Below are 12,370 nucleotides of genomic sequence, written 5' to 3' on the forward strand. Positions count from 1 at the left end.
AGGCTCAGCCCGCCGCCTTGGCGTTCGGGTCCATGTAGATCAGCTCCCAGATATGTCCGTCGATGTCCTCAAATCCGTGGCCGTACATGAAGCCGTAGTCCTGCGGCGCGCGCGGCACGCTGCCGCCCGCTTCGACTGCTTTGGCGACCAGCGCGTCGACTTCGCCCCGGCTTTCGCACGACAGGCCGACGAGTGTTTCCGTACTTTCCTTCGGATCACAAAGCGATTTGCGCGTGAACGACTTGAAGAGGTCTTTCACGAGCAGCATCGCGTAAAGGTTTTCACCGAGGATCAAACATGCGGCCTGATCGTTGGTGAATTGCGGATCGAAGCCGAAACCGAGCGCGCTGAAAAATGCCTTTGACCGTTCGAGATTACCGACGGCGAGGTTCACGAAAATTTGCTTGTGCATGATGGAATCCAATAATCGGTTCGCGGCGCTCAGCGGCAATTTAGCGGCGGCCCGCTTCAAGTTCGCGGAAACGGTCGAGCTCCGGGCTCGGCTCGAAGTCCTCGAGTTCGAAGAGTTGCCGCACTTCGATTTCGCCATCGGCGTTTTCGCCGAACGGCGCGGGAAAACGCCGCGCCCATTCCATCGCTTCCTCGCGCGAACGCACCTGGATCAGCGTGTAGCCGGCAATCACTTCTTTGGTATCGGCAAACGGACCGTCGATCACCGAACGCTGGCCGCCGCTGTAGCGAATGCGCCACCCTTTCGAAGTCGGCTGCAAGCCGGTGGCGTCGAGCAGCACGCCGGCCTTCGCGAGTTCTTCGTGATACGCGCCCATCGCGGCCATGAGGGACGCTTCGGGCATTTCGCCGGCTTCGCTTGCGGCGGTTGCCTTCACCAGGATCATGAATCGCATCGCGGTTACTCCTTTTGTCGTGATGTTGTAGAGAGCGTGCGGCGCCTTGGCCGCTCTTACTCACACGACGAGCAATGCACGAACGATTCGACAGCTATGATGCGTCGCCTGGGGAAAACCCCGAGTCAAAAGCCGTCGCTCGCTTACATGAAGCACGGGCCGAGCTTGCGTACCTCGACGGTGCACCATGTCGCCGCCGGGCAGGCTTGCGCAATCGCCACGGCTTCTTCGCGCGATTCGCAATTGAGCAGGTAGAAGCCGCCGATCATTTCCTTCGCTTCGGCGAACGGTCCGTCGACCAGTTTCGGCTGGCCGCCGCGCACCTGCACGCGCACGGCGTCGCTGGAGGATGTGAGCGCTTCGGCCGCCAGCAGTTTGCCGCGCTCCTTGAGATCCGCGCCGAAGCGCACCATCTCGTCGTAGACTTCGCGGCCCTTGGCCTCGCCGCGTTGCGCGCGTTGTTCGGGGGGTTCGACGATCAGCAGCATATAAGACATGGCGTCTCCAATGAATGACGCTGCGGACCGTCAGCCCGGCAGTCGTATGACACAAATGGACGCGCTCATGCGAGCGCGGAAAGCCAGTCTAACAAGCGCGGATCGTTCCGGTAAACCTGCCTTGGTGGGTAATCGGCCGTCGGCCGTTGAGTTTTACGAAGACTCGTAATAGATGGACGGCAGGCGAATTGACTTTCGCTGTGCGCGTGGCATTGCGCCGATTTGAAGCGGTTGCGAACGCGCTAACGTCTGCGGCGAAATGAACGGCAGTCGGAAGAAAATTAGGTACTTCGATGTGACGTAGCTAAACGATTAACAGACACAAAAAAACGCCCCACGTGGGGCGTTCTATCGTCGTCAACTTACCGACTTAAAGCACCGCTTCCGCGATCGCTCTCGTCCGCGCGGACCGCATCAAGCCTTCGATCATGCGCGCCTGCGCGTTCGCAATCTCGCTCAACGACGCCACCGAAAGTTGCGCATCGAGAATCGCCAGCGCCGTGCAGAGTCGCGCGTATTCGTCGTCATTCAATTTCCATGCGCCGGTTCGCTGCTCGCGCTCGTCGAGGTGAACCATCGCCGCGTGTCCGCTCTGAATATCGTCGAGCGTGTCTTCGCCGAGGCCGAGACGCGCGAGTTCCTGCGACACCAATAAATGCCGGCTCAACATCATGTGTAGATCGCGCGAACCGTGGCCGTGCTGGAACGCGTCGAGCGACGCATAGCACTGCAGGATCATCGCGGCGGTAACGGGCTCGTGTGCGCTGCGGCTGTGAGTGAGCGCACGCAATAGCGGCGACATGGCCGGCACATTGTGTTTGCGGACTCGCGCTTTACTGGACATAGATTCAACCTCCTTCGCTAACTCTCGGCTTCGTCGCCACATCGGTACGATTTTCCGGCGACGAATGCCGCCGATGCGCCGGCGGCTCGACAGCCTCTAATGTGAGTCTGTGTAAGCATGATGGCAAGCCTTTATTAAGACCGGCTTAAACGGCGAAATTCCCGGTCGTGCGCCGCAAGTACGAAAAAAAACCCTGTTCCCGCGAGAGAACAGGGCCGGACAGGATGGAAGTCGTGCTTGCGCGTGGATGCTCGCCGACCTTTAACCATCGAAACTAACCAAGCTGTTGCTGCTTGTGCTGCTACTGCGAAAAGCAAAACGTTTGCTGCCTGCTTTACCGCTACTGCGAAGACTTTTGTTGCGACGTCAACTGCTTGTGTTATTGCTGCTCAAGCTATTACCGGTGCTGCAAAAACTGCAAACTGCAAACTGCAACTTGAAAAAAAACGATCTGCTACTTCACCTGCCACTGCGCCATTTGCTTCTACCTCCTACTGCTTTACTGCCCTGCCGTGTCGACTGCCACGGCAAACTGCCATCAACGGTACGGTTCAAAACAACGCGGGGGAAGACCGCGTCGATGGGCTCGGTGATTTGTCGCTCCATGGAAAACAGTTTATGCGAGCGAGCGCTCGAGCAATTGGGCAAAAGGAAGGGCATTGCCACGCCAGTTTGACGAATGGACGTAACAATCGGGGACGCATGTGGAAGAGCACTGCGGGGAACAACGCGAACGGACACCGCCGCGCGCAAGTCAGAGCAACTCGGCGCGAATCAGAGCAACTCAGCGCAAGCAGACACAGCACAACGAATGCGCACGCAGCATCACGTAGACGCTGCATGCGCAACGATCAATCGACATCAGCGCGCGGCAAAGTCGCTGATCGTCAGCAGGACTTTTTCGCCCGGACGCGCCAGCATCTTTCTTTCGGCCACAGCGGTGATGCGCTTGCGGCCATCGGCGAAAGTTTTCAGCATGCGGTCTTCCGCGGCGCCGCGTTGCAGCCAGAAATATTGCTCCAGCGCTTCACGCGTGACGGCGCATTCGAGTTCCCGTCCTCGCGCCGAAAGCTGGAAAATCACCGCGCGCCCGTCTGGGGAGACGCTTGGTTCAAGCTCGATAATCTCCATGGCCCACCTCGCAAAGTTGCTTATGCCGCCCGTCGTATTCAACGAGCGACGCCGAACAAAACTGAATAGACACGCAAGCCCGCATCGGTCTTTCGGCTGATGAATCCGCTACTGCGCCGCCGCTACCTCAATCGTAAGCGAACGTGAAAACGCGTGCATGTCAGCGTGCCCCAACCGAAGCGCAGGCGAAACTGCACGCGCGTTCGTCAGCTCGGGCATACGTGGCGTCGCGCTCATCCACCGCGAGCGTTTCACACAGAAGTCATGCAATAGCGTACTCAAACCTTCGGACATCGCGTGTGTCCCGCCGCGCACTCCGCGCGACGCGGACGCAATCGCGAACCAGGAATGCGGCGGCCGCAATTCGTGGGACGTCACACCACGCGAATCGCGGAAACGCAGGCAACCCGTGTCGGGATAGAAGACGAGCGTCGTCACGTCGCCCTCGATTGCGCGCGTCAGAACTTCGGTTCTCGGGTTCAGCATTGTTCGTCGTATGCCAGGTGGCGCCGTCTGTCGGCGTTTCGGCGTGTCGCGCCGCGAGGTCTCGACCTGCGCGCGTATCAATCCGCGGGTAAGGGCAAAAGCAAGGCACATGCCAATCTGTGTCGAACACGCCGCGCACGGCTTCCGTCGAGCACCATAAAGTGCAAACGTAGCGCGGTCTGCGAACGGCGAAGCATCGGCGGCGCTTGATGCGTCGCGGGTAAAGCCGCGGTGGTGCATCGTGTTGTCGACAGTCGCGTGAGCCGCGATACACGTCGATCAACTGCGCAAGCGAGCACGTTCACACGCCGATGCATGGTAAAAACGCGCTGGCAGCATGACAATTCGCGCCCATTCTTACTAACGGCCCGCGCGCCGACTCCCGACGACATGTCCGACCACCAACCTGCGATAACCCTGCGCCCCGCTTCCGCCGACGACGAAACGTTCCTCTTCGAACTGCGCAAGGCGACGATGACCGAGCATCTCGCGCGCGTCGGCGAACCTGTGGACGACGCCGAGCATCGCGCTCGTTTGCTGCATCGTTACGACGCGGCGCGCGTGATTTGCATCGACGGCACGCCTGCCGGTTTACTCAAGGCGCATCGTTCCGATACCGAATGGCGAGTCGTTCAATTGCAGATCGCGCCGGCACTGCAAGGGCGCGGCATCGGCGAACGGGCGCTGCACACGGTGCTGCGCGACGCCGACGCCGCGACCTTGCCCGTCACGCTGAAGGTGCTCAAGGGCAATCCGGCGCGGCGTCTTTACGAACGGCTCGGCTTCAAAGTCGTGAGCGAAGATGAGAGAGAGTTTCACATGAGGCGCTCGCCCCGTGCGTCGGCGGAAACTGAAGCAGAATGAATGGCGGATAAGAACTGACACCGCACGAGCTGACTTGACCATTCACGAACGCGCGTGCCGACAGATGCGTTGATGTGAAGCTGATCCCAAGCTGATCCGACGAATATCGGCCCGCACGCGTCACATGTTCGTATACGAACTGCACCATCCTGGCGCGGCGACCTGCTTATCGCCGAACAAGGTACAGCCGCCGTAGGCATCGGCGGCCTTGCCCTGAAACAGCGAACATGTGCTGCACTTCTGGTCTGCTGCGTATTGCGGATACTTCGCTTTGTCGACCTTCGACGCGTCTTCCTTATAGCCGAGCGCTAGCGCTTGAGGGTCCGTCTCGCTGAGTACATTTGCGTTTGCGCTCGCGGCGAATCCCACGCGTGACATCACGAGCGAAGAGCCGGCGCTCACGCTCATCAATAGAAAATGGCGGCGCGACGTTTTCATTGTTGTGCTCCGATGGTGGTCATGGCGCGTGTCATCGCGGGGATTAATCAACTGCAACGATTCTAGCGTGAGCGGCCATTCGCACGCACGCAACCACGCATGCTTACGATTTGAATGCACGCCGAGCGCTCGCGAACGCGACTCTCGTTTTGCGTTTATCCTCTTTGCTCGTTTCTCGCAGTGTTCTCCATCGCAATCGTTTGGTCCCATTCGGAGTTGAGCATGCAATACCGCAAATTCGGCCGCACAGGGCTGACTGTTTCCCGCCTGTGTCTCGGCACCATGACGTTCGGCCTGCAAACCGAAGAAGACGCTTCGCGCCGCATTCTCGACACAGCCGCCGATGCCGGAGTGAACTTCATCGACACCGCCAACGTTTATCCGCTCGGCGGCGGCGAGGACAACGCGGGACGCACGGAGGAAATCGTCGGACGCTGGCTGAAGGGCAAGCGCGATCGCTTCATTCTGGCCACCAAGGCAGTCGGCAAAATGGGCCCTTCCGCGTGGGATCAGGGCGCGTCGCGCAAGCATCTGCTCGATGCCATCGACGCCTCTCTAAAGCGTCTCGGCACCGACTACGTGGACCTCTATCAACTGCATTCCGACGACGCCAACACGCCGCTCGACGAAACGCTCGAAGCGCTCGACGTGATCGTGCGTTCGGGCAAGGCGCGCTACATCGGCGTGTCGAACTTTCTCGCGTATCGGCTCGCGCGCGCACTCGGCCGCGCGGACGTGCTGCGCGTCGCGCGCTTCGTCTCCGTGCAGCCGCGTTATAACCTGCTGTTCCGCCAGATCGAACGCGAACTGCTGCCGCTCGCCGCCGAAGAGGAACTCGCCGTGATGCCATACAACCCGCTCGCGGGCGGCTTGCTGACCGGCAAGCACAAGCTCGATGCAGCGCCTGCGTCGGGCCGCTTCACCGAAAGCGTCGGCAAGGCGGGCGCGATGTATCAGGAGCGCTACTGGCATCACCGCGAATTCGAAACGATCGAGCGGCTTAAGAGCATTGTCGAGCCGACCGGCGAATCGCTCACGCGCGTTTCGCTCGCGTGGGTTCTGGCGAATCCACTCATCACGTCTGCGATTATCGGTGCGAGCCGCGCCGAGCAACTGAGCGACACGCTCGCCGCCTCCGAACTCGTGCTCGACGGCGACATCAAGAAGCAACTCGACGAAGCGAGCGTCGAATATCGTTGGGGCGATGCGGCGCGTTAAACGTTGCAGTCAGTATGGCGAGTGATCGCGAGCCGCAACAGGCGCGCTGCGATCATCGCCCGTATCTGAGCACCGTGCTGGTGGCCGCAATCACATGGTCCTTCATGGCGGCAAGCAGCGCGTCTCTCGTCAGACCGGCCGGCAACGCATCAGGCCCGAGATCGAGCGCGTAGATCTGCACGACATAGTGATGCGGCACCTCGCCGACCGGCGGACACGGGCCGTAATAGCCTGGGCCACCGGTGCGGTTCGTTCCGGCGACGCTTCCAGGCGGCGGCGCGGCTCCCTCGCCAAGCGCGGTCACGGAAGACGCAATGCCGTATAGCACCCAATGCACGATGCCGAGACCTTTGGCGCCATCGGGATCGAAGATCGTCACTGCATAACTCTTTGTGCCTGCCGGCACGTTGCGCCATTGCAGCGCGGGCGACACGTTGCCGCCGCCGCAGTTATTCGCGCTGGCCGCATGCGTCGATTCGAGTGTGCCGCCATCGGCCAAACCGGGCGAACTCAACGTGAAAGCCTCGGCCGCATAGGCGTGAGCAACGGCGAACGTCAGCATCGCGCCGACGCTCAAAGAAATCATGCGACGCGCAGCGCCAACGTAAGCCCGTCGAATCATTGTTGTTTGCTCCCGGCGATTCGCGCCAGTTGAGATCTATTTGAACTTCCCCGTGCGTGCATTCGCTTCGGGCAATTGCCGCGTTTCGCGCACCGACCTCGGATGCCATAAGCGCGCGCCGCCTTCAATACCCGCATCGTTCGAAACGGTTGCAACGTTGGCGGGCAAATCGAATGTCAGCCGCGCCGCGTTGCCGCCGCCAATCCATAGCTTGTCGTAATTCACGAGCGATTCGAGAATGCCGATCACTTTGTGAACACGCTTATTCCAGCGTTTATTCCCGGCTTTTTCGCGCGCCGCGTCGCCGATGTACTCGTCATAAGCCACGCCTTTCTTGCTGACCGGATGATGCGCGAGTTCGAGATGAGGCATCAACTCGCCGTCGCGAAAGAGCGCGGTTCCCGCGCCGGTGCCGAGCGTCAACACGAATTCGATGCCCTTGCCTTCTATCGCGGCGAAGCCCTGCATTTCGGCGTCGTTGATCATGCGCGCGGGCAAGCCGCCCAGTTTTTGCGCGAGCAGATCGGCAAGCGCAAAGTCGCGCCATCCTTCCACGCCGAAATGCGGCGCGGTCAGAATGCGGTTATTGCGGACCACGCCGGGAAAGCCGATCGACATCAACTGCGCCGGCGCCTTCGCGATCAACGGCTCGACGAGTTTTGCCAACGCATCGACGAGTTGCTGCGGCGTGCACGGATGCGGCGTCGCCACGCGCAAGCGCTCGGTTTGCATCTGACCGTTCGCATCGATGATCGCCGCTTTCAATCCAGTGCCGCCGACGTCGATTGCAAGAATCCGTTCGTTACGCGTTGCTGCCTTGTCTTTCGATGCCGCCATGTTGCCCCCCGTTGATGTGGTTTTACCGAGCGCGTTCACTTCTTTTCGATTGCATTGGTCTTTAATGGCCGCCACGCGCGGCCGTCGCGTGCGAGCAGCGCATCGGCTTCGGCCGGCCCTTCACTGCCGGCCGCATAGCCGTGCACGGGCATCGCGCCGCCCGTCTTCGGATGCAGCACATCGTCCACCGCGCACCAGCTCGTCTCGATGCTGTCGGCGCGCTGAAACAGCGTCTCGTCGCCGAGCATGCAGTCGTACAGCAGCGTTTCATAGCCGACGTTCGCGCGCTCCGCGAAGAAGTCTCCATAGTTGAACGAAGACTGCACGGGACCAATCTGCATCACCGGGCCCGGCGTCTTGACGTTGAAGTCGAAGCTCGTGCCGTGCGCGGGATCGATACGCAGCGTCAGCACATTCGGCGTGAGCGCGTCGACGGGCGTGTCGCGAAACAGACGGAACGGCACCGGCTTCAGTTGCACGGAGATTTCAGTGCGCCGCACCGCAAGCCGCTTGCCCGTGCGCAAATAGAAAGGCACGCCGGCCCAGCGCCAGTTTTCGACGAACACGCGCGCGGCCGCATACGTTTCTGTCTTGCTGTCCGGCGCGACGTCCGGTTCCTCGCGATAACCCACGCCCGCAGCGCCTTTTTCGTATTGACCGAATACGACGTCGTTCGGTGTGAGCGGCAAGATCGCGTCGAAGATCTCGGCTTTTTTATTGCGCACGGCTTCTGCGTCGAAAGAATTGGGCGGCTCCATCGCCACCATGCCGAGCAACTGGAACAGGTGGTTCGGCACCATGTCGCGAAACGCGCCGGTCTGCTCGTAGAACTTGCCGCGCCCTTCCACGCCGATTGTCTCGGCCGCCGTGATCTGCACGCTGTCGATATATTCGCGCCGCCACACAGGCTCGAACAGCGCGTTAGCGAAGCGCACGGCAAGAATGCTTTGCACCGTGTCCTTGCCGAGAAAATGATCGATGCGATAGATCTGCGATTCCTTCGCCTGCGAAAGAATGTGCGCGTTCAGATCGCGCGCCGATGCGAGGTCAGTGCCGAACGGCTTTTCGATCACGATGCGGCGAAAGCCGCTGTCCTCTTTCAGCAAACCGGTCTCGCCCAAATGTTCGACGATCGGTTTGAAGAAGCGCGAGCCCACGGCCAGATAAAAAATCACATTGCCGCCGGGCGCCTGAGCGAGCGTTTGCTTCAGACGCGCGAAGGTGTCGGGCGTGTCGAAATCGCCGGCCATGTAGGTGAGGCGCTGCGCGACCCAATCCCATGCGCTGTCGTCGAGCTGACCGGCGTGGAAAGTACTGGCTTTGTCGGCGGCGAATTTTTGCAGCGACTGGTGCAGTTCTTCGCACCATGCGCTCGTCTCGCGCTCGCCGTGATTCACGCCGACAATCTGCATGCCGCCGTCGAGCAGGCCATCCACGGCGAGGTTGTAGAGCGCGGGCATCAGAAGGCGCTTGGTGAGGTCGCCGCCCGCGCCGAAGATGACCAGCGTACATGGCGGCGCCGGACGCTTGCCGGCGGGCGACGGCGGCTCGCCGTGCGCACTCGCACTCACTTTGCAACTGCGCGGCGCGGCAAGGTTGTCGTTGGCATCCGCATTCGGAGAATTAGCGGCTTGGGGATTCGATGGAGTCGACATGGGATTCACTTGAGTAAGCCAATGAAACGGACGTGGCAATAGAGAGAAGACCGCGCCCGCCCCCACACAGTTCAACAACGGTCACGCGCTATTTGACCGCACTGCTCGCCAGCGCGGAAACCGTTTCAGGTTCGACCGCGGGCTCCGTGGGCCGCGCCGGAGCCGACGGCGCTGCCGGAATCGGCGCGCGCCCAGGCTCGCCTGCAAGCGGCACGCTGCCCGATGCGGCCATCTCACGCGGTTGCAGCAGCAATGCGACAAGCCCGGTCCAACCGGTTTGATGCGAAGCGCCGACGCCGCGCCCGTTGTCGCCGTGGAAGTATTCGTGGAACAGAATCAGATCGCTCGAACGCGGGTCCGCTTGCAGCAACGGGTACGCGCCCATGACCGGACGCTCGCCGTCACGGTTCTTGAGGAACAGCGTGGTCGCGCGGCGCGCGAGTTCATCGGCGATTTCGGACAGCGACAAGGTCTTTCCCGAGCCCGTCGGATATTCGACGCGGAATTCGTCGCCGTAATAGCGGTGAAATTCGTAGAGCGATTCGATCAGCAGATAATTGACGGGCATCCACACCGGACCGCGCCAGTTCGAATTGCCGCCGAACACGCGCGTATCCGATTCAGCCGGCAGATATTTGACCGTGAAGCTGTTGCCGTTGTGATCGAACACGAACGGATGATCGCGGTGGTATCGCGACAGCGCGCGCACGCCGTGATCGGACAGAAACTCGCTTTCGTCGAGCGCGCGCCGCAACAGCGCTTTCATCCGATGTCCGCGCAACACCGACAGCAGCAGCGCATTGCCCTTACCCGGCTCGTTCCAGCGCGAGACGAGCTTCGCGAGATCCGGCCGATGCTTGAGGAACCACACGAGCCGCTCGCGCAATCCGGGCAATTCGCCATGCAGGCGCTCTTCGAGTACATGCACCGCGAAAAGCGGAATGAGCCCGACGATCGAGCGCACGCGCATTGGAACACTGGTGCCGTCAGGCAGGCGCAGCTTGTCGTAGAAGAACTCGTCCTCGCTGTCCCATAGTCCGGTATCGCAGCCGTCGTCGCAACTCACGGCTTGCGCGATATACAGGAAGTGCTCGAAGAACTTTACGCCGATGTCGACAAACACATGGTTCGCATACGCAAGTTCCAGCGCGATACGCATGAGGTCGAGTGCGTACGCGGCCATCCACGCGGTGCCGTCCGCCTGATCGATGTGGCCGCCCGTGGGCAGCGGCGACGAACGATCGAAGATGCCCACGTTGTCGAGCCCAAGAAAACCGCCCTGAAAAATGTTGTGACCGTCGGCGTCCTTGCGGTTCACCCACCACGAAAAGTTGAGCAGCAGTTTATGAAAAATGAGCTCGAGAAAATCGCGATCGGGCTTGCCGGTGAGCGCGCGGTCGATCTCGTACACGCGCCACGCGGCCCACGCGTGAACCGGCGGATTCGCGTCGCCTAGCGCCCACTCGTAAGCGGGCAGTTGTCCATTCGGATGCTGATAGCGGTCTTTCACCAGCAGCAGCAATTGACGTTTCGCGAAGGCGGGGTCGATTAACGCAAACGCCGCCGCATGAAACGCGAGATCCCACGACGCGTACCACGGGTACTCCCACTTGTCCGGCATCGACACAATGTCCGCATTGCACAGGTGCATCCAGTCCGCGTTGCGTCCACGTTTGCGCGCGGCCGCCGGTTGAGGCTGCAACGGATCGCCTTCGATCCAGCGATGCACGTCGTACCGGTAGTACTGCTTCGACCACAGCATGCCCGCGAGCGCCTGGCGCTGCACGAGACGCGCGTCCGGATCGTTCATGTCGCGTTGCAGCGCGCCGTAGAACTCGTCGGCTTCGGCGATACGCTTTGCAAAGAGCGCGTCGGCGTCGAACGGCACTTCGTCGGGCGTCGCCTCCGGACGCCAGCGCATATACACGACCGCGCGCCCATGCGGACCGAGTTCGATTGGCGCATGCGCGCCCGCCTTCGTGCCGCGGTCGCGGCGCACCGCGTGCTGATCGCCATGCACGAGGTAATCGTTGAAGCCGTCCTTGAACGGACCCTCGCCTTCCATATTGAAGAGGCGCTTTACGTTCGTGTCGTTCTCGCAGAATAGCCACGCGATGTGCGGCGCGTCCTTCGACCACGCGGTGACGACAATCGGTTCATGCCCATGCTGATGGCCGATCAACTGCGCGCGGCCTTCGTGGTCCGTGCCTGCTGCAAGCGACGGCTTGTCCGTGTTCGGTTTCCACGACCACGAATTGCGCGCCCAGATTTGCGGCAGCACATCGAGCGATGCGGGTTCGTCCGCGCGATTCTCGATTGTGACGCGCATCACGATGTCGTCGGGCGCGTGCTTCGCGTATTCGACCTGAACGTCGAAGTAACACAAGTCGTCGAACACGCCGGTATCGAGAATTTCGTACTCCGGCATGTCGCCGCCGCGCCGCGCGTTTTCCTCGATCAGATCCTGATACGGATAAGCCGCGTGCGGGTACTTGTACAGCATGCGCATGTACGAATGCGTCGGCGTGCCGTCGAGATAGAAGTACAGCTCCTTCACGTCCTCGCCGTGATTGCCCTGCGCGTTCGTGACACCGAAGAGCCGCTCTTTCAGGATCGGGTCTTTGCGATTCCACAGCGCAAGCGACACGCACCAGCTCAGCGTGTCGTCGCCGAAACCGGCAATGCCGTCCTCGCCCCAGCGGTATGCGCGGCTGCGCGCATGGTCGTGCGGAAAGTAGTCCCACGCAGTGCCGTCCGCGCTGTAATCCTCGCGCACGGTGCCCCATTGACGCTCGCTGAGGTAGGGGCCCCAGCGCTGCCAGTGGGCACAATCCGCCGAATGCAGACGTGAACCTTCAACAGTGGCGAACAGATTCGCAGCGCGCAGCGGTGGCATGACAGCTTCCTTGCGT

The 12,370-nt window shown here is 61.1% G+C and carries 12 protein-coding genes; 2 read left to right on the top strand and 10 right to left on the bottom strand.

Features of this window, described 5'->3' with window-relative positions; genetic code table 11:
• Window positions 1–4: 4 nt before the first annotated feature.
• The 5 genes from C8K18_RS07125 to C8K18_RS07145 all read right to left on the bottom strand — a co-directional run bounded on the left by C8K18_RS07125 (window position 5) and on the right by C8K18_RS07145 (window position 3,338).
• Window positions 5–412: a VOC family protein gene (locus tag C8K18_RS07125; protein ID WP_006047340.1), complete on the bottom strand. Its 408-nt coding sequence runs from the start codon at window positions 410–412 to the stop codon at window positions 5–7.
• A gap of 40 nt (window positions 413–452) precedes the next feature.
• On the bottom strand, window positions 453–866 hold the full coding sequence (locus C8K18_RS07130) for a YciI family protein (RefSeq protein ID WP_107707074.1): 414 nt from the start codon (window positions 864–866) through the stop codon (window positions 453–455).
• Window positions 867–1,009: 143 nt separating this feature from the next.
• Window positions 1,010–1,363, bottom strand: coding sequence for a YciI family protein (locus C8K18_RS07135; RefSeq protein WP_006047342.1), 354 nt, complete (start codon window positions 1,361–1,363; stop codon window positions 1,010–1,012).
• A gap of 370 nt (window positions 1,364–1,733) precedes the next feature.
• Entirely contained in the window at window positions 1,734–2,207 is a 474-nt protein-coding gene (locus tag C8K18_RS07140) for a hypothetical protein (RefSeq protein ID WP_107707075.1), read from the bottom strand.
• A gap of 861 nt (window positions 2,208–3,068) precedes the next feature.
• Window positions 3,069–3,338: a DUF1488 domain-containing protein gene (locus C8K18_RS07145; RefSeq protein ID WP_006047345.1), complete on the bottom strand. Its 270-nt coding sequence runs from the start codon at window positions 3,336–3,338 to the stop codon at window positions 3,069–3,071.
• 876 nt (window positions 3,339–4,214) lie between these two features.
• On the opposite strand from C8K18_RS07145, the gene C8K18_RS07155 reads away from it, so the two are divergent.
• On the top strand, window positions 4,215–4,688 hold the full coding sequence (locus C8K18_RS07155; RefSeq protein ID WP_107707077.1) for a GNAT family N-acetyltransferase: 474 nt from the start codon (window positions 4,215–4,217) through the stop codon (window positions 4,686–4,688).
• Between the two features lie 120 nt (window positions 4,689–4,808).
• Here C8K18_RS07155 and C8K18_RS07160 read toward each other — a convergent pair whose 3' ends face one another.
• Entirely contained in the window at window positions 4,809–5,126 is a 318-nt protein-coding gene (locus tag C8K18_RS07160; protein WP_107707078.1) for a high-potential iron-sulfur protein, read from the bottom strand.
• Between the two features lie 222 nt (window positions 5,127–5,348).
• Here C8K18_RS07160 and C8K18_RS07165 point away from each other — a divergent pair, with 222 nt between their 5' ends.
• Entirely contained in the window at window positions 5,349–6,344 is a 996-nt protein-coding gene (locus C8K18_RS07165; RefSeq protein ID WP_107707079.1) for an aldo/keto reductase, read from the top strand.
• Between the two features lie 52 nt (window positions 6,345–6,396).
• Here the strand turns inward: C8K18_RS07165 and C8K18_RS07170 are convergent, their stop codons facing one another.
• The 4 genes from C8K18_RS07170 to C8K18_RS07185 form a co-directional block, all read right to left on the bottom strand.
• On the bottom strand, window positions 6,397–6,930 hold the full coding sequence (locus tag C8K18_RS07170) for a YbhB/YbcL family Raf kinase inhibitor-like protein (protein WP_374710217.1): 534 nt from the start codon (window positions 6,928–6,930) through the stop codon (window positions 6,397–6,399).
• Window positions 6,931–7,002: 72 nt separating this feature from the next.
• The gene (locus tag C8K18_RS07175; RefSeq protein WP_006047351.1) at window positions 7,003–7,803 is read right to left on the bottom strand and encodes an ROK family protein; all 801 of its coding nucleotides are present in this window, start codon (window positions 7,801–7,803) and stop codon (window positions 7,003–7,005) included.
• Window positions 7,804–7,838: 35 nt separating this feature from the next.
• Window positions 7,839–9,458: a glucose-6-phosphate dehydrogenase gene (gene zwf, locus C8K18_RS07180; RefSeq protein ID WP_107707081.1), complete on the bottom strand. Its 1,620-nt coding sequence runs from the start codon at window positions 9,456–9,458 to the stop codon at window positions 7,839–7,841.
• Between the two features lie 88 nt (window positions 9,459–9,546).
• Window positions 9,547–12,354 (bottom strand): glucosidase, encoded by a 2,808-nt coding sequence (locus C8K18_RS07185; protein ID WP_107707082.1) that lies wholly within the window; start codon window positions 12,352–12,354, stop codon window positions 9,547–9,549.
• Window positions 12,355–12,370: the final 16 nt, after the last annotated feature.

It is taken from the genome of Paraburkholderia sp. GV068, assembly GCF_003058125.1.
In the GTDB taxonomy this organism is placed as follows: domain Bacteria; phylum Pseudomonadota; class Gammaproteobacteria; order Burkholderiales; family Burkholderiaceae; genus Paraburkholderia; species Paraburkholderia graminis.

Coding starts and splice junctions, on each gene's coding strand:
- C8K18_RS07140 (WP_107707075.1), bottom strand. CDS start 2,207: ATGTCCAGTAAAGCGCGAGTCCGCAAACACAATGTGCCGGCCATGTCG.
- zwf (WP_107707081.1), bottom strand. CDS start 9,458: ATGTCGACTCCATCGAATCCCCAAGCCGCTAATTCTCCGAATGCGGAT.
- C8K18_RS07135 (WP_006047342.1), bottom strand. CDS start 1,363: ATGTCTTATATGCTGCTGATCGTCGAACCCCCCGAACAACGCGCGCAA.
- C8K18_RS07160 (WP_107707078.1), bottom strand. CDS start 5,126: ATGAAAACGTCGCGCCGCCATTTTCTATTGATGAGCGTGAGCGCCGGC.
- C8K18_RS07145 (WP_006047345.1), bottom strand. CDS start 3,338: ATGGAGATTATCGAGCTTGAACCAAGCGTCTCCCCAGACGGGCGCGCG.
- C8K18_RS07175 (WP_006047351.1), bottom strand. CDS start 7,803: ATGGCGGCATCGAAAGACAAGGCAGCAACGCGTAACGAACGGATTCTT.
- C8K18_RS07185 (WP_107707082.1), bottom strand. CDS start 12,354: ATGCCACCGCTGCGCGCTGCGAATCTGTTCGCCACTGTTGAAGGTTCA.
- C8K18_RS07165 (WP_107707079.1), top strand. CDS start 5,349: ATGCAATACCGCAAATTCGGCCGCACAGGGCTGACTGTTTCCCGCCTG.
- C8K18_RS07155 (WP_107707077.1), top strand. CDS start 4,215: ATGTCCGACCACCAACCTGCGATAACCCTGCGCCCCGCTTCCGCCGAC.
- C8K18_RS07170 (WP_374710217.1), bottom strand. CDS start 6,930: ATGATTTCTTTGAGCGTCGGCGCGATGCTGACGTTCGCCGTTGCTCAC.
- C8K18_RS07130 (WP_107707074.1), bottom strand. CDS start 866: ATGCGATTCATGATCCTGGTGAAGGCAACCGCCGCAAGCGAAGCCGGC.
- C8K18_RS07125 (WP_006047340.1), bottom strand. CDS start 412: ATGCACAAGCAAATTTTCGTGAACCTCGCCGTCGGTAATCTCGAACGG.